15 protein-coding genes are annotated in these 16,131 nt (G+C 60.3%); 12 read left to right on the top strand and 3 right to left on the bottom strand.

Translation table 11 applies throughout. The features are described 5' to 3' along the window. Positions 1 to 39 precede the first annotated feature (39 nt). From cobU to ACWNRM_RS09635, 3 genes are all read left to right on the top strand, one after another. Positions 40 to 534, top strand: a complete 495-nt coding sequence (gene cobU, locus ACWNRM_RS09645) for a bifunctional adenosylcobinamide kinase/adenosylcobinamide-phosphate guanylyltransferase (RefSeq protein ID WP_485170579.1) — start codon at positions 40 to 42, stop codon at positions 532 to 534. Between the two features lie 63 nt (positions 535 to 597). Continuing rightward, entirely contained in the window at positions 598 to 1,236 is a 639-nt protein-coding gene (gene cobO / locus ACWNRM_RS09640) for a cob(I)yrinic acid a,c-diamide adenosyltransferase (protein ID WP_485170578.1), read from the top strand. Between the two features lie 14 nt (positions 1,237 to 1,250). Then, entirely contained in the window at positions 1,251 to 2,681 is a 1,431-nt protein-coding gene (locus ACWNRM_RS09635) for a cobyric acid synthase (protein ID WP_485170600.1), read from the top strand. Between the two features lie 105 nt (positions 2,682 to 2,786). On the opposite strand, the gene ACWNRM_RS09630 is transcribed toward ACWNRM_RS09635, so the two are convergent. Continuing rightward, positions 2,787 to 3,128 (bottom strand): hypothetical protein, encoded by a 342-nt coding sequence (locus tag ACWNRM_RS09630; protein ID WP_485170577.1) that lies wholly within the window; start codon positions 3,126 to 3,128, stop codon positions 2,787 to 2,789. A gap of 367 nt (positions 3,129 to 3,495) precedes the next feature. Between ACWNRM_RS09630 and ACWNRM_RS09625 the strand changes: the two genes are divergently transcribed. Then, a complete protein-coding gene (locus ACWNRM_RS09625) occupies positions 3,496 to 4,404 on the top strand; it encodes a LysR family transcriptional regulator (protein WP_485170576.1) in 909 nt (302 codons plus the stop codon). Positions 4,405 to 4,477: 73 nt separating this feature from the next. Here the strand turns inward: ACWNRM_RS09625 and bluB are convergent, their stop codons facing one another. After that, positions 4,478 to 5,134 (bottom strand): 5,6-dimethylbenzimidazole synthase, encoded by a 657-nt coding sequence (bluB, locus tag ACWNRM_RS09620; RefSeq protein WP_485170575.1) that lies wholly within the window; start codon positions 5,132 to 5,134, stop codon positions 4,478 to 4,480. Continuing rightward, entirely contained in the window at positions 5,131 to 6,132 is a 1,002-nt protein-coding gene (gene cbiB, locus ACWNRM_RS09615; protein WP_485170574.1) for an adenosylcobinamide-phosphate synthase CbiB, read from the bottom strand. The genes bluB and cbiB overlap by 4 nt, the downstream gene beginning before the upstream one ends. Before the next feature lie 8 nt (positions 6,133 to 6,140). On the opposite strand from cbiB, the gene cobD reads away from it, so the two are divergent. From cobD to ACWNRM_RS09575, 8 genes are all read left to right on the top strand, one after another. Next, positions 6,141 to 7,190: a threonine-phosphate decarboxylase CobD gene (gene cobD / locus ACWNRM_RS09610; protein ID WP_485170573.1), complete on the top strand. Its 1,050-nt coding sequence runs from the start codon at positions 6,141 to 6,143 to the stop codon at positions 7,188 to 7,190. Between the two features lie 105 nt (positions 7,191 to 7,295). Then, positions 7,296 to 8,399, top strand: coding sequence for a tRNA dihydrouridine synthase DusB (gene dusB / locus ACWNRM_RS09605; RefSeq protein ID WP_485170572.1), 1,104 nt, complete (start codon positions 7,296 to 7,298; stop codon positions 8,397 to 8,399). Between the two features lie 142 nt (positions 8,400 to 8,541). Then, positions 8,542 to 9,543, top strand: coding sequence for a helix-turn-helix domain-containing protein (locus ACWNRM_RS09600; RefSeq protein WP_485170571.1), 1,002 nt, complete (start codon positions 8,542 to 8,544; stop codon positions 9,541 to 9,543). A gap of 137 nt (positions 9,544 to 9,680) precedes the next feature. Then, the gene (locus tag ACWNRM_RS09595) at positions 9,681 to 11,990 is read left to right on the top strand and encodes a sensor histidine kinase NtrY-like (protein WP_485170599.1); all 2,310 of its coding nucleotides are present in this window, start codon (positions 9,681 to 9,683) and stop codon (positions 11,988 to 11,990) included. Between the two features lie 20 nt (positions 11,991 to 12,010). Next, a complete protein-coding gene (gene ntrX, locus ACWNRM_RS09590) occupies positions 12,011 to 13,396 on the top strand; it encodes a nitrogen assimilation response regulator NtrX (protein ID WP_023977890.1) in 1,386 nt (461 codons plus the stop codon). A gap of 124 nt (positions 13,397 to 13,520) precedes the next feature. Beyond that, on the top strand, positions 13,521 to 13,814 hold the full coding sequence (hfq, locus tag ACWNRM_RS09585; RefSeq protein WP_023977891.1) for an RNA chaperone Hfq: 294 nt from the start codon (positions 13,521 to 13,523) through the stop codon (positions 13,812 to 13,814). 26 nt (positions 13,815 to 13,840) lie between these two features. Then, positions 13,841 to 15,145, top strand: a complete 1,305-nt coding sequence (hflX, locus tag ACWNRM_RS09580) for a GTPase HflX (RefSeq protein WP_485172200.1) — start codon at positions 13,841 to 13,843, stop codon at positions 15,143 to 15,145. Positions 15,146 to 15,199: 54 nt separating this feature from the next. Then, a complete protein-coding gene (locus ACWNRM_RS09575; protein WP_485172199.1) occupies positions 15,200 to 16,072 on the top strand; it encodes an inositol monophosphatase family protein in 873 nt (290 codons plus the stop codon). The last annotated feature ends 59 nt before the right edge of the window (positions 16,073 to 16,131 follow it).

Below are 16,131 nucleotides of genomic sequence, written 5' to 3'. Positions count from 1 at the left end.
TGTGTTGGGATAAGCGCGGTTCTGCAAGGGGGAGCGGTCATGAAAACCATACTTGTTCTGGGTGGTGCCAGATCCGGAAAGAGCCGCCATGCCGAATCGCTTGTAACGGCGGAACCGGGGCCGTGGCGCTATATCGCGACGGGGCGTGCCTGGGATGATGAAATGCGCTCCCGCATTGCCCTGCATCGGGCACAACGCGGCGCCGGTTGGGAAACAATCGAGGCCCCCCTCGATCTGGCCACGGCGCTGGACGAGCCCGGACCGGCGCTTGTCGATTGCCTGACCTTGTGGCTCACCAACCTTATTCTCGAAGAGCGCGATATTGAACAGGCGACCGAAACCCTGCTTGATGCGCTGGACAGGCGCAGCGCCCTGACGGTGCTGGTCGGCAATGAGGTCGGGCTCGGCATCGTGCCTGAAAACGCCCTTGCACGGCGGTTCAGGGATGAGGCAGGGCTGCTGCACCAGAAACTGGCCCAGCGGGCGCAGCGCGTCCTGTTTGTCGCGGCAGGCTGTGCGCTCGAAATGAAATGACCATGCGTGTGGCCTCCTTTCGGAGTCCGTTTTCTGAAGATGACATGTCTGGAGACGAATGCGATGAGTGACCTGCCTGCCACCCCTGAGGGGGATCCCTCGGAGGCCGAACGTGATCGTCACCGCGCGAAAATGCAGCGCCGCAAGGAGGTGCAGGACCATGAGGTGGCTGAAAAGACAATCGAGAAAGGGCTGATTGCGGTCCATACCGGCCCCGGCAAAGGCAAGTCCACAGCAGCCTTCGGTCTTGCCCTGCGTATGCTTGGTTATGAGCGCAAGGTGGTTGTCGTGCAGTTCATCAAGGGGGCATGGGATACAGGCGAAAGGCGGGCGCTCGCCCGCTTTGGCGATCTGGCGCAGTTCCACGCATTGGGAGAGGGATTTACCTGGGAGACGCAGGACCGTGAGCGGGACATTGCCGCCTGCAAGCGGGCCTGGGAGCAGGCCTGCATGGCGCTGGCACGCGAGGATGTGGCGCTGGTGGTGCTGGATGAGCTGAATATCGCGTTGCGCTATGGCTATCTCGACGAGGCCACGGTGCTGACAGGTCTGGGCAGCCGCCCCGCGCATCAGCATGTTGTCATTACCGGGCGTAATGCCCCGGCATGGCTGATCGAGGCTGCGGATCTGGTCACCGAGATGACCCTTGTGAAACATCATTTCCGCGATGGTGTGAGAGCTCAACAGGGTTTCGAATTTTGAGCCCTCGCGCCCTGATGTTTCAGGGAACGGGCTCCAATGTCGGCAAATCGGTTCTGGTGGCGGGTCTGGCTCGTGCGCTGACACGGCGCGGCTTGCGTGTACGGCCCTTCAAGCCCCAGAACATGTCCAATAATGCCGCCGTGACACCGGATGGTGGCGAGATCGGCCGTGCCCAGGCGCTTCAGGCGTTGGCCTGCGGGGTGGCGCCAAGCGTGCATATGAATCCGGTCCTGCTCAAGCCGCAATCAGAGCACGGATCGCAGATCATCCTGCAAGGCAAGATCTGGGGGCAGCGCAAGGCGCGTGAGTATCAGGCCGTAAAGCCTCTTCTGATGCCTGCCGTGCTTGAGAGCTTTCATCATCTGCAAGCTCAGGCGGATATTGTGCTTGTCGAAGGGGCAGGCTCGGCCTCAGAGGTCAATCTGCGCGCCAATGACATCGCGAATATGGGGTTTGCCGAGGCGGCTGATCTCCCCGTTATCCTGATAGGCGATATCGACCGTGGGGGCGTCATTGCCAGCCTGGTTGGAACGCGCACGGTTCTGACGCCCGCGGATGCCGAACGCATCAAGGGGTTTATCGTCAATCGCATGCGTGGCGATGCCAGCCTGTTTGCCAGTGGCATGAGTTTCATTGCCGAGCAGACAGGCTGGGCACCCTGCGGTCTGGTCCCGTTTTTCCCTGCGATGCGCGAACTGCCGCCGGAGGATACGGGCGATCTGCCCACCGGCTGGCAGGGGGCAGGTACGTGGCGCGTTGTGGTGCCGCTCATGCCCATGATCGCCAATTTCGACGACATGGATGCCCTGCGCGCCGAGCCGGATCTGTCGCTGGTTTTCGTGCCGCCGGGTGAGGCGCTGCCTGTCTGCGATCTGGTCATTCTGCCGGGATCGAAGGCGACGATTGCCGATCTGGATTTCTTTAGGGGGCAGGGCTGGGATATCGACCTTGCCGCGCATCATCGGCGTGGCGGTCATATTCTGGGGATCTGTGGCGGGTACCAGATGCTCGGACGCAGCGTGAGTGACCCGCATGGTCTGGAGGGCACACCTCAAACCCGCGCAGGGCTTGGCTATCTCGATATCGAGACCCGTCTGATGCCAGGCAAGACCGTGCGTCAGACGGGCGGCCATGTCCTTCATTCGGGAGCTGAAGTTTCGGGTTACGAAATTCATGCCGGCGTTACACAGGGACCAGCCCTGTCGCAGCCTGTATTATGTTTTGCCGATGGGCGGATGGATGGAGCCTGGTCAGATGATGGCCGCGTATGTGGCACTTATTTGCATGGCCTGTTCGATCAGGCAGCCTCGCGGTCTGCTTTTCTCTCAAGGCTTGGTGCCAGCTCTTCTCCGTTCGACAACAGGGCACGCATCGAGGCGGTGCTTGATGCGCTCGCGGATCATCTTGAGACGCATGTCGCGGTCGATCAGTTGTTGTCGATCTGACAAATGGCCTTGCAGGGCGCTTTGCTGGCTGCGTGCCGGAAAGGAGCCGGAACGTGTTGCCGATGGCCCGTCCGGCACAGGCCCAGAGATGCAGAAAACCGGAATTCAGAGAGCGGGCACGGCCCGTGCCGTTTCGGAAAACAGCATGCGCACGTAGTTCAGCGCGTCGAGCATGACGCCGTTCTCGCGCACCGCATAGGGATCACCCTTTACCGACAGGCAAACCGTCTCTTCCGCATTGGCTGCAGAAACCTTGGGGAGGTAGACCCGCGAGACATTTTCCAGCAGGTTCCAGACAACCCGGATCGATACAGGATCGTTCTGTGCATTGGCGAGAAGCCCTGTATCCGTGCCGAGGAAAGAAATGGCGTCATCCAGACCATCGTTTACGGCACAATGGGTCTCTCTGTTATCGTCGAGCGCGTACGGGGCGCCGTCGAATACCATCTTCGACTCATAATACTCATGGTGAGAGTCGGGAAAATTGCGAACGAATGATGAATTCCCCAAGGAATTATTCCAGATGCTCACAGTTTCATTATGCAATGTAGAAGGTGGGTTAAATCGGTGCATCTCAATCTCCGGTCTTGTTTTTTATCGTAGGCCGCGTTTTCTAGAGAGACCTTCGTAAAGGCGGTGTTACCTATTTGATTCGTTTGGCGTATTTAACGATGTGTAACGATTAAGACTGTTTGGTATCTGAAGCTTGATCGTATTTTGACGATCGGGAGCATCGGCTGAAATGCTGTGTAAAAACAAGGAAAGATTTTGCGACCGATCGTATGGTTTTTTAGAACGATGCCCGAGGGAACCAATGAGAAAAAGAATAAATTTCAATGGCATGGTCTACTTTATAGCGGTTGTCGAAGCCGGATCGATCTCAGGCGCGGCACGCATGCTTGGCGTGTCAAAAAGCGTCATAAGCAAGGCGATCATCGAGCTTGAGGGCTCTCTCCAGACTGATCTGCTGATCAGAACGTCAAAGCAGATCTTGCCTACGCGCACTGGTGAGGTCTTTTACCGGCGCTGCAATGCCGGTGTGGAGGCAATTGAGACAGCCTTCCTTGATACGCAAAACCACGGTGCCGTCCCTCAGGGCAGACTGCATATTCTCGCCAATGCTGCCTATGGGCGATATGTCGTCCTGCCGGTGGTTCATGCCTTCGCTGCACGCTATCCGTCTTGTCAGATCAGTTTCGTTCTGGCCGATGAAGTGCCTGAGGCCAAGATGACATGGTTCGATGTGGCAATACGTACCTGCACGTTCGACGATCCGTCTCTGCATGTGCGACGGATCGGGGGGTATGAGCGTCATCTCGTGGCGGGACGCAGCTTTCTGGACCAGTATGGGTCAGTGGAGAGTTTCGATCAGCTCGCCCGTCTGCCGTACATCGGCTATGTCGATAATCCCGGGCGGGATGGTTGGCGTCTTTCAGCCGGGGGAGAGCCACGAAACCTGGGATCACGTCCCTATCTGTCACTCGGGCCGATCAATCTGATTCTTGAGAGTCTGATGGCCGGACAAGGTTACTCGGTTTTGCCGAATTTCCTCTACGACCATCCAAGCGTCGCCGCTCAGCTGGTCAAGATCCTGCCTGAATGGTCAGCCCAGAGTGGAGATATCCTGGCTTATGCCTATCCTACAAGGCAACGCTCAGCGGCGGTGCGGCTGTTTATTGACTGGATGAGTTGCGCGGCGCAGGGGTTGCCTCTCCCGGACTGAATAATCTGACCATCAGCAGCCTGCGTGCTGCCGCCAGTCGATGTGAGAGGAGGAAAGGCGAGGGGGCAAGTGCCTAGCGCAGGATCCAGCGATGACGATCACCCGAGCGCTGCTCCCAGCCGCGTCTCTCAAGCTCGGGGGTGCTGTGCTCCTCCTCGGGATAGCCAACGCAGAGATAGGCCATGAACTGCCAGTGAGGCTCGGCATCCAGAAGCGGGTTCATATGCGCCGGGTCGAGAATGGACACCCAGCCAAGCCCGACATTATGGGCCTGCGCTGCGAGCCAGAACCCATGAATGGCCATGACTGCCGACCACTGGACCGTTTCAGGCATGGTCATGCGCCCCAGACCGCGCCCCTGAGCGGGGTCGGGGTCACAGAAGACAGCGATGTGATGCGGGGCATCTTCAAGCCCTGCGAGCTTGAGGCGGGCATAGGCCGTGTTATCCGTGGCGCTTCTTGCGGCCAGAGCCTCGGCATTGCGCAGCGTGAACTCCCGACGCACGGCCTCGCGGCGCTCGGGCGAGTCGATGCGCATGAAACGCCATGGCTGGCTGAGTCCCACTGACGGGGTGGCGCAGGTGACGGCGAGCAGATGGTCAAGCACCTCTTCCGGGACAGGATCGCGCCGGAAATGGCGAACATCGCGGCGCCACTGGAACAACGTATCGAGCCTGTCGCGAAAATCCTGATCGAAAACCGGCGCACTGGTACAGGCGGGGGGGGTCATGAGCATACTCCACAAAACAGGGCGAGCAGGAAGCCGCCCTGTATCAGGCACCCCAGACGGTAGAGTGTGAGGGCGCGGGCAAGATCGCGGGTGTCGGCCGTCATTTTCCCATCGCCCATCCAGGAATCGGCAATGACTGTGCCACCATACTGCCTGGGGCCTGCCAGACGCAAAGCCAGCGCGCCAGCCATGGCTGCTTCCGGCCATCCCGCATTGGGGGAGCGATGGCGGGAGGCATCACGCCATACCGTGCGCAGGGCACCCCGTGTCGAGTAGCCCGGTGCCAGACTCGCCAGAACGAGCCAGAGCGCGGTCAGACGGGATGCCGGGATATTCACGCAGTCATCGCAGAGCGCTGCTGCGCGTCCGAAAGCCTCATGGCGCGGCGTCATATGGCCGATCATGCTGTCTGCCGTATTGATGGCCTTGTAGGCCACTGCGCCGGGCAAACCAAAAACGGCCAGCCAGAAGACAGGGGCCACGACACCATCAGAGAAATTTTCGGCCAGACTTTCCGTGGCAGCGCGAACCACGCCGGCAAGATCGAGAGCCTCGGGGTCGCGTCCGACAATCATCGCGACCGCCTTGCGCCCACCGTCAAGGCCAGCTGCGCGCAGCCCGGTCAGAACCGCCCGGACATGATCATGAAGGGATCGTCCGGCAATCAGTGTGCTGGCCGCGCAGATTTCGAGGCAGAAAATGACCGGCATGGGTAGGACGGCACGGGCAACAGCCTGTGCCGCGATCGTAAGCCCTGTCGGGACAGCGATGATGAGGACAAGTGCCAGCAAACCACGCGCCCGGACATTGATGATCGAGTGTTGCCTTCGGGGGGGTGACGCGCAGGAGGGGAGAACGAGCGGATTCAGCCCCTTGTCCAGTGCCGTGATCAGTCGGCCAATCCATGTTACCGGGTGGCCAATGAGGCGGAACAGGGCGTCCGGATACCCGAACACGCTCTCTGTCACGAGAGCGCAAAGGGTCAGGAGAAGGAACATGGAGCAAGATGACCGCAAAGCATGAGGAACGGCATCATAGCATGACGCCCTGGCCCGCGCATGGGGGCCAGCTGAGCACGCTGGCGCATCGCTTTCCGCAGGCTCCCACCCCCCTGATCGATCTTTCAACCGGCATCAATCCGTTCGCCTATCCGTTCACCTCGCCCGGGGCGGATGCCTTGTCGCGCCTGCCTGATCCCGCGGAGGAAGAGGCGCTGCGCCTTGCGGCATCACAGGCTTACGGCGTGTCGCCAGATCAGGTTCTGGCGGGTCCGGGCACGCAGATGCTGATCGGGTTGTTGCCCGTCCTGCTCTCGCGGCTGCAAAAGGTAGAGGGTGTTCGTATCCTGACACCCACCTATAGTGGGCATGAGACCGCCTGGGCAGCAGCGGGGGTACCGATTACCTTTATCCCGCATGGTGCATCCCTGCCAATGCCGGGACGAAACATCGTTACGATCATCTGTGCGCCCAATAATCCGACAGGGCATGTTCTGAGCGTCGGAGAGATGGCCTCTCTCGCTGAAAGTCACAGCCATGCGGGCGGGGTGCTGGTCATTGATGAAGCCTTTGCCGATTTCCAACCTGTCAGTGCAGCGTCCCTGCTGCCGCACAGGGGCTTGATCGTCTGTCGCTCTTTCGGCAAGACCTATGGGCTCGCGGGGGTCCGTCTTGGCTTTCTGCTGGGTACCCATCCAGTGCTCCAAGCCATGCGGGAAGTCATGGGCCCCTGGGCCGTAAGCACAGCCGGTTGCCAGATCGGGCGAGAGGCGCTGCTGGATACGACCTGGCGCGACTCGATACGCCTGCGTCTCGCGCATCAGACACAAGTCCTGCGCCACATCCTGCATGACGCCGGCCTGTCATTTGTGGGGGGAACGCAGCTTTTCAGCCTCTGGCGAACGGCCCATGCCCAGGAGATATGGGAAAGGCTGGCGCAGGCCGGAATACTGGTGCGGCGCTTTGCATGGGATGAAACCCTGCTGCGTTTCGGCCTGCCTGCGGACGAGGCTGCTCTGACCCGTCTGACCAGAGCGCTGGCAAGCCCGGCAAGCTGAACGATCCCGACGCGTAAGGGGGCGGGTTGTGCAAGGGACTCTCTGCGCCACGAGAGGCGATCTCTGATTGCTTCGCGCAAGGGCCGCCGGTATCCTTGGCCCATCATGAGCAATCTCTCCTCTTCCGACGTGGCTGGGTCGAGCCGCGGCCTTGAACTACGCCCGATCGATCTTGGCGGTGGTGTCGTGATCGAAACGCCAGTCATTCTGGCGCCGATGTCGGGTGTCACGGATCTGCCCTTCCGTCAGCTGGCACGTGACCTCGGTGCCGGGTTGGTGGTGTCGGAAATGATCGCCTCATGGGCCATGGTGCGTGAGAACGAGAACACCCTGCGCATGGCACGCAGCGCCGAGAACGGCCCCAACTCCGTTCAGCTGGCAGGATGTGACCCCGAGGCGATGGCGCAGGCCGCAAAAATTGCCGTGGATCAGGGTGCCGACCTGATTGATATCAATTTTGGCTGCCCTGTGAAAAAAGTGGCGGTAGGGCAATCTGCCGGATCCGCGCTCATGCGTGATGAGGTCAAGGCAGCGGCCTTGCTGGAAGCGACGGTCAAGGCCGTTTCTGTGCCGGTGACGCTGAAGATGCGCATGGGGTGGGATCATCAGTCGCTCAATGCCCCGCGTCTGGCACGCATTGCCGAGGATGTTGGTATTCGCCTTGTGACCGTTCACGGGCGCACGCGCCAGATGTTCTATAACGGCACGGCAGACTGGCATTTCGTTCGCTCGGTGAAGGAAAGCGTCTCCCTGCCTGTGATCGTCAACGGGGATATCGTTTCCATTCAGAATGCCCGTGATGCGTTGGCGGCCTCGGGGGCGGATGGTGTGATGATCGGTCGCGGTTGCTACGGGCGGCCATGGTTTCTGGCACAGGTGGCGCAGTCGCTTCGTTCGGGCGAGAACATGCCGGATCCGGACCTCGAGACGGAGAAAGCCATCGTTCTGCGCCATTACGGGATGATGCTGGACCATTTTGGTGAGCGTCCCGGCCTTCGTCTCGCGCGCAAGCATGTCTCCTGGTACTCGCACGGCCTGCCCGGTTCAGCCGCGTTCCGCGCCAGCATCAACAAGATGGATACAGCGCAGGACGTGATCGACCACCTCACGGCGTTCTACGATCAGCAGATCGCCAACGGGGTCGTGCGCGACCGTGAATCCACGCATCAGCGCCCCGATTCCGGCGATACGGTTGAAGAAGCTGCCTGAATGACGCGTCCGCTGCATCATGATGCGTCCCTGTATTCCGGACCTCTGAATTCCGTGAATGAGAGAGATCTGATCGCGCCTTGCCTTACCGGTTCAGGCCAGTCGGGCGCATGATGATCGCAACCGTGTCAGTGCGCTCCTGATGCCGCACGATCGCGCCTCTGCCGGCATGCTTTCTGAAAATGCAGAGCCAGATATCCGAGGCGCGGCGAACGTGGCGCCTCATGCCTTGAAGCATCCTGCACCGGCCAGTCTTGGTTTCGACGGGCAGTCTGAAGCGGTCCGACAATTGCGGGATCGGCTTGATGCCTGCCTGCCGTCGCTCGACGCACTCATGCTGTGCGGTGAGGCAGGCAGCGGCCGGACACGGGCTGCGCGTTATCTCTGGGTGCAGTCTGCCCGACCGGGCCGCTTCGTGCCGGTTATCGATCGCCTCTCCTTTGAAGAGGCTCTGGCGGATCAGGCCAGGTGCCTGTTCATTGGTGAGATCGGCCTTGTTGAGCCAGGCCTGCAAGCCAGCCTGCTTGCGCTGTTGTGCAACAAACCTGCCAATGAACGCCCGGTGGTGATCTGCACCAGTACATGGACGCCTGCGCGCCTTGTGCAGGATCGCCGCATGGACGAGGCCCTGGCGACCCTTCTGAGCCGACAGTGTGTCACCGTTCCTGCCATGCGTGAGCGCCATGACGATATGGGGGCGCTTTGTGCGGTCTGGGCCGAACAGAACGGCGGAGAGGCGGTTTTTCATCCGGATTGCGCCGCCTGGCTGGCTCAGCAGGACTGGCCCGGCAACTTCCGCCAGATACGTCAGCTCCTGTCTCACGCTGCGCAATCCAGAGCGGATGGGGTCGTGACGGCATCGCGTCTTGCTGCGTTGCATCGGGTGGACACAACGGCTGATGCCGCCTCTTTTCAGGGGCTTCTGGCGCGTTATCTTCCCTCAATGCTCGATCTTGAAAGCGATGTGCAGGGGTCGCTCCATGCCCGCGTGCTGGCAGAAGTCGAGCGACCCTTGTTCCGTCTCGTACTCAGGGCGACAGAAGGCAATCAGATCAGGGCGGCCGCCCTTCTGGGGATCAACCGCAATACGCTGCGCAAACGGTTGCAGCTTCTTGGTATCGAGACAGGGCGCACACGGTCATGACAGACAGGGACAAGCCCGTAATCACGCATGCGTCTGGCCCCTTCGCGGATGAGGCCACGCCTGGGATCGGACCGCAGACAGAGCATATCTCTGCCTTTCAGCGGGTCATACGGCGTGTCAGCCGTCTCAAGACGGCGATGGTTCTGGCCTGTGCGGCGCTGGTTCTGCTGATCACGACATTTGTGGTTCTGGCGCGTGGCCTTTCCTTTGCCTACCGGCCCCAGATCGAATCCGTCGTGTTCCTGCTCGATTTCGTGGTGCTGCTTCTTCTAGGGGCGGCTGTGATCATGCGCGTCGGGCGCATGCTTGCCGAGCGCCGCACCGGTCTGGCAGGGGCGCGGCTTCATGTCAGGCTGATCACGCTTTTCGGCGTGGTCGCTGTAGCCCCGACTGTGGTGATTGGGGGCCTTGCGGCCCTGTTCTTCCATTTCGGTATCCAGATCTGGTTTTCCAACAGGGTGAACACGGCGCTGACCGAAGCACGTGACGTGGCAGCAGGCTATCTGCAGGAGCATAACGACAATATCCGTACCGAAGCCTTTGCCCTGGCAAACATCATCATCACCGCCAATAATGACGAGATGTATCGCCACGGCGTGGATCTGATGCGTGATCCGGGTCAACTCGGGATGATGCTGGATGTGGAAGCCACTGAACGCGGCCTGAACGAGGCTGTGGTGTTCGATTCCTACACCAACAAGGTGGTGGCTTCAGGCGGATTGGCGGCCCTGCAGGGCAAGCAGCTTGCCCTGCCGCCCAAGGATGCCACGACCCTGGCACGCACCAATGACGTGGCGATTCTCGACAGTCCGGATGAGCGCACTGTGCGTGCTGTTGTCAGCCTTGGGCCAAGTTCCGGGCTGATGCTGGTCATTACGCGCCCGGTCGATGCCAAGATTCTCGAACATATGCGTCATACCGATGCGGTCGTTTCGGAATATCAGCGTCTCGACGCGCATCGCTCGGCCATACAGGTGAGCTTTGCACTGATCTTCGCGCTACTGGGCCTGTTGGTGCTCAGCATCGGCATGTTGACGGGGCTGGTTCTGGCCAAACAGATTACCCAGCCTCTCGGGCTCCTGATCCTGGCAGCGCGACGGGTGAGCGAGGGCGATCTGAGTGTGCGTGTGCCTGAAGCACGGGCCCGCGACGCCCGGCGTGATGATGAGGTTGGCACCCTGTCGCGTGCCTTCAACCGCATGACCGATCAGCTTTCGACCCAGCGCACGGAGTTGATGGAAGCCTATGAGCAGATTGATGAGCGGCGTCGCTTCACCGAAACGGTGCTTTCGGGTGTGTCGGCCGGCGTGATTGGTCTCGATGCGCATCAGGTGATCGAACTACCCAATCGCGCGGCCTCCAGACTGCTTCAGCGTGACTTGGACAGTGGTAAGGGGCAGGCCCTGCGCGATGTTGTGCCGGAATTCGGCACCATGCTCGATCAGGCGCGGGCAGAGCCCGGAGAGGCGCACACCGCTGAAATCCAGATTGATGTCGCTGAGAGAGGGGCTGTGCTTGGCGATGGCCCCAGTGTGGGTACATCCGGCCGCACGCTTCTGGTGCGTGTGGTGGGTGAGCAAGGAAGCGATGATTCGACGGGCTATGTCGTCACGTTCGATGATATCACGGCGCTTCTGGCGGCCCAGCGCAAGGCAGCCTGGGCCGACGTGGCCCGGCGCATCGCTCATGAAATCAAGAATCCGCTGACGCCCATCCAGCTCTCGGCAGAGCGTCTGAAGCGTCGCTTCCTGCGCGAGATCAGTTCCGATCCGGAAACATTTGGTCAGTGCGTGGATACCATCGTGCGTCATGTTGGCGATATCGGGCGTATGGTGGATGAATTCTCGTCTTTTGCCCGCATGCCGCAGCCCGTCCTCAAGGACGAGGATCTATCGCGTCTGGTGCGAGAGGCTCTGGTCCTCCAGCGCAATGCTCATCCCGAGATCATCTATGACACGACCGATATGCCGGCTCGTGGTCCTCTCGTGCATTGCGACAGGCGTCTGATTGGCCAGGCCCTGACCAATTTGCTGCAGAACGCCGCCGATGCCGTGGCCATGGCGGCGAAGGAACGTGAAGAGCAGGGCGACACCGCTCAGATGGACGGACAGGGCGAAGCGGGGAATGAAAGGCGGGCGACCCAGGGAAGTATACGCGTGGCTCTGGGGGTTGCGGGGGGAGAAGCCATGGTGCAGGTCGTTGACGACGGCATCGGTTTGCCTTCTGTTGACCGCCACCGCTTGACGGAACCGTATATCACGCACAAACCGAAAGGGACGGGGCTGGGGCTCGCCATCGTCAAGAAGATCATGGAGGATCACACAGGTGGGATCAGGCTGGAGGACCGACCGGACGGGCGTGGAACCGTCTCGACGCTCACCCTGCCTGTGCGCGAGATGTCCGATGCACAGCCCGACCTTATGGTCCAGACGAGCAGGGAGCAGTGAACTTCTGATGAGGAATGCGCATGGAGCATGAAATCCTGATCGTCGATGACGAGCCGGATATCCGGCTTCTCATCGAGGGGCTCCTTCGTGATGAGGGATATGAAACGCGCGTTGCCGCCAATTCGGATCAGGCGCTGGCGGCATTCCGGGCACGTCGCCCGTCGCTGGTCATCCTTGACATCTGGTTGCAGGGATCGCGCCTTGATGGCATCGATCTGCTCAAGACGATCAAGGCGGAGGAGCCGGGTCTGCCGGTTGTCATGATTTCCGGCCACGGCACCATCGAGACTGCCGTCTCGAGCCTTCAGCACGGGGCCTATGATTTCATCGAAAAGCCCTTTCAGGCTGATCGTCTGATTGTTGTGGTCCAGCGTGCGCTGGAAGCCGCGCGCCTTGAACGCGAGAATGCCGAGCTGCGTCTGCGCTCGGGAAACGAGACGCTGCTTTTCGGTGACGGCCCCGGCATCAGCGCCGTGCGGGGGCAGATCGAGCGTGTGGCGCCCACAAATTCACGCGTGCTGATTACCGGCCCTGCTGGGTCGGGCAAGGAAATTGCGGCGCGCATGGTCCATGCACGCTCGCGCCGGGGCACGGGGCCGTTTATCGCCCTGAACTGTGCAACGCTCGCGCCGAACCGTTTTGAGGAAGAACTGTTCGGTATCGAGGGGCAATCCGATGGTGTGATGCGTCGTACCGGCGTGCTGGAGCGGGCCCATAAGGGGACGCTGCTGCTGGACGAAGTGGCGGACATGCCGCTGGAGACCCAGGGCAAGATCGTGCGCGCGTTGCAGGACCAGACGTTCGAGCGGTTGGGTGGTTCGACAAGGGTCAAGGTGGATGTGCGTGTGATCGCCACCACAAACCGCGATCTTCAGGGTGAAATTGCCCTGGGGCGTTTCCGCGAGGACCTTTACTACCGTCTGGCTGTGGTGCCGCTGCGCCTGCCCTCACTGCGTGAGCGTCGTGAGGATATCCCGTCCCTTGCGCAGCATTTCCTGCGTCGTTACGCCGAGAATGCCGGTCTTGCGCCACGCGAGCTATCGGTCGATGCACTGGCAGCGCTGCAATCCTATGAATGGCCGGGAAATATCCGGGAGCTGCGCAACCTCATGGAGCGCCTTCTGATCATGATGCCCAATGGTCAGGATCTCATTCGTGCCGACATGCTGCCCAGTACGGTCAGCCAGGGTGCGCCATCCATGACGCGTCTCGATGCCGGGGCGGATGTCATGGCGTTGCCCCTGCGTGAAGCACGCGACCTGTTTGAAACGCAATATCTGCAAGTGCAGCTTTTGCGTTTTGGTGGTAACATCAGCCGCACTGCGAACTTCGTCGGGATGGAGCGTAGTGCCCTTCATCGCAAGCTCAAGCAGCTTGGTGTAACACCTGAAGACCGGACTTTGTGAGTCTGGAAACCCAATTTCAATAAAGATAAGGTAGGGGCCATAAAGCCGGGGGCCTGTTTCACGCGTTGTCTCCCGGCCCCCGGACAGGGGCCCCTGCAAACACCTGAAAAGAAGAAGAGCAATCTTGGCCAGAGCAAACCCCACCCCGTCGCCCCAGACCGCCCCCTTTGCCGAGTTTCAGGAGGGTGAAACCGTACAATCCCTGTTTCTTCAGCATCTGCAGGAACATGCGCTTCCCGTAACTGTTTTTCTCGTCAATGGCGTGAAGTTGCAGGGTGTCATTCCCCAGTTTGATCACGAGACCATCATTCTGCGTCGTGACGGCCACACCCAGCTTGTCTACAAGCACGCGGTAAGCACGATCATGCCTGTCGCTCCCCTGGCGCTTTTTGCTCAGGATGGCGAGCTAAGCCTTTAGGACTGGAGTTTCCCCAAGACGTGTCAGTGACGACAAGTACGACACCCCCCGCGACACGCGCTGCGGTCATTCTACCCTGGGCGCGCCCGACACCCAATGACGAGTTCCGCGCTGCGGAAGCCCGTCTTGAAGAGGCTGTCGGGCTGACCTCTTCCATCGGTCTCGTTGTCGTCAGGCAGGCTGTTCTGGCCATCCGTGCGGTTCGCCCTGCGACCCTGTTTGGCAAGGGGCAGGTTGAGCAACTGGCCGAGCTGGTGCACGAGAATGACGTCAAGGTCATGATCGTGGACGCCAAACTTTCACCCGGCCAACAGCGCAATCTCGAGAAGGCGCTGGACTGCAAGGTGCTCGATCGCACCGGGCTCATTCTGGATATCTTTGGCGCGCGCGCAGCGACCCGTGAGGGCGTATTGCAGGTCGAACTGGCGCATCTGGAATATCAGCGTTCCCGTCTCGTCAGGCTCTGGACCCATCTGGAGCGTCAGCGCGGTGGTTTCGGCTTTCTCGGCGGTCCAGGTGAAACCCAGATCGAGGCTGACCGTCGCATGATCGACGAGCGGCTGGTCAGACTGCGCAAGGATCTCGATCAGGTACGCCGCACGCGTGGCCTGCATCGCTCCGCCCGCAAGAAGGTGCCCTTCCCGGTGGTCGCTCTGGTGGGCTACACCAACGCCGGTAAATCAACGCTGTTCAATGCACTGACAGGCTCTGCCGTTCATGCGCAGGATCAGCTTTTTGCCACGCTGGACCCTACGATGCGTGGTCTGCGCCTTCCCTCAGGGCGCAGGGTCATCCTGTCGGACACTGTCGGGTTTATCAGCGAACTGCCGACCGAGCTGGTTGCGGCCTTTCGCGCGACGCTCGAAGAAGTGGCCGAGGCTGATATCATCCTTCACGTGCGCGATATTGCTCACCCGGATAGTGCTGCTCAGCGCGCTGATGTCATCAACGTACTGGATGGCATGGTGCGTGATGGCATGCTTGATGAGAACTGGCCTGAGCGAACCATCGAAATTCTCAACAAGGCGGATCTTATGGGCGGTATCGAGGCTGTGCCCCGTCATCCCGGTTGTGTGGCCATATCGGCCATGACAGGCGAAGGGCTGCCTAATCTCTATTCGATGCTTGATCAGCATATGACGGCGTCGATGAGCCTGACGCGTGTGAGCCTCGATATCAGCAACGGTGCCGCGCTGGCATGGCTTTATGAGCATGGCGAGGTTCTGGAACGTCTGGACCAGGAAACCGAGATCAAGCTCGACGTGCGTTTGTTCGAGCAGGATCGGGCACGCTTCGGGCAGCTTTATCCAGATTGCCTTGTATCTGCCTGAAATCCTCCGGATAGTGCTTGAAGGGGGAGGAAGGTTTCCCCCAGGGAGGCAGGATTGAGTGAGGGTGAGGCCATCATGACGGCAGTACGGTCTCGTATTGTGACACGTACTGTGCTGGAAGATCTTTCGGCCATTGCGCGTGATGCCGCAACACGCATCGTCATGCCTCGCTTCGGACGCTTGTCCGAAAGTGATATTCGCACAAAATCCTCGCCCTCTGATCTGGTGACTGTGGCTGATGTCCTGGCTGAGGAGTTCATTGCCGACCAGCTCAGGCGTCTCTTGCCTGAAGCTGTCCTGATTGGGGAAGAGCGATGCTGCACCTGTCCTGCCTTGATTGATCAGGCCGGAGAGGCAGCTTTGTCCGTTACCATCGATCCAATCGACGGTACGGCGAATTACGCGGCAGGACTGCCGGTTTTCGGGGTGATGATGGCGGTGCTGGAGCGCGGTGTGCCGGTCGCCAGTGTCATTCATGACCCCATCACAATGAGTTCCGCTCTCGCCCTGAAGGGAGAGGGTGCCTGGCTGGAAGACCGGAATGGCACCTTGCGGCCAATGCGGGCAGCAGGTCCGTTTTCGCGCATCGAGGATGTCACCGGAAAGATTGCGTGGCGTACGCTGCCGATGAAGGACAGGGAGCGAGGCGATCAGAGCCTGCGAGCCATGACCGGGTTATGGGATTTACGCTGCGCTGCACATGAATACCGCATGGTTGCGGCGGGGCATGGTCATGTTCTGGCCTATAGTCGCACCTGTCTGTGGGATCACTGTCCGGGCTGGTTGCTCATGCATGAAGCAGGAGCCTATGGCGCTCGGCTGAACGGCGTTTCCTATCACCCGTCGCTGCAAGGGCAGGGTCTGCTTTACGCACCGGATCAGACGTCATGGCGACTACTGCACGACGCACTGGCGCTGTCTTTTTGAGTGTCATTCAAGTAAGTGTGTAAACAGAAACTGCCTTTACCTCTGCGCGTTCATTATTC

This window comes from Asaia sp. A2 (assembly GCF_057319415.1).
This window is presented reverse-complemented; position numbering and strand designations above follow the sequence as displayed.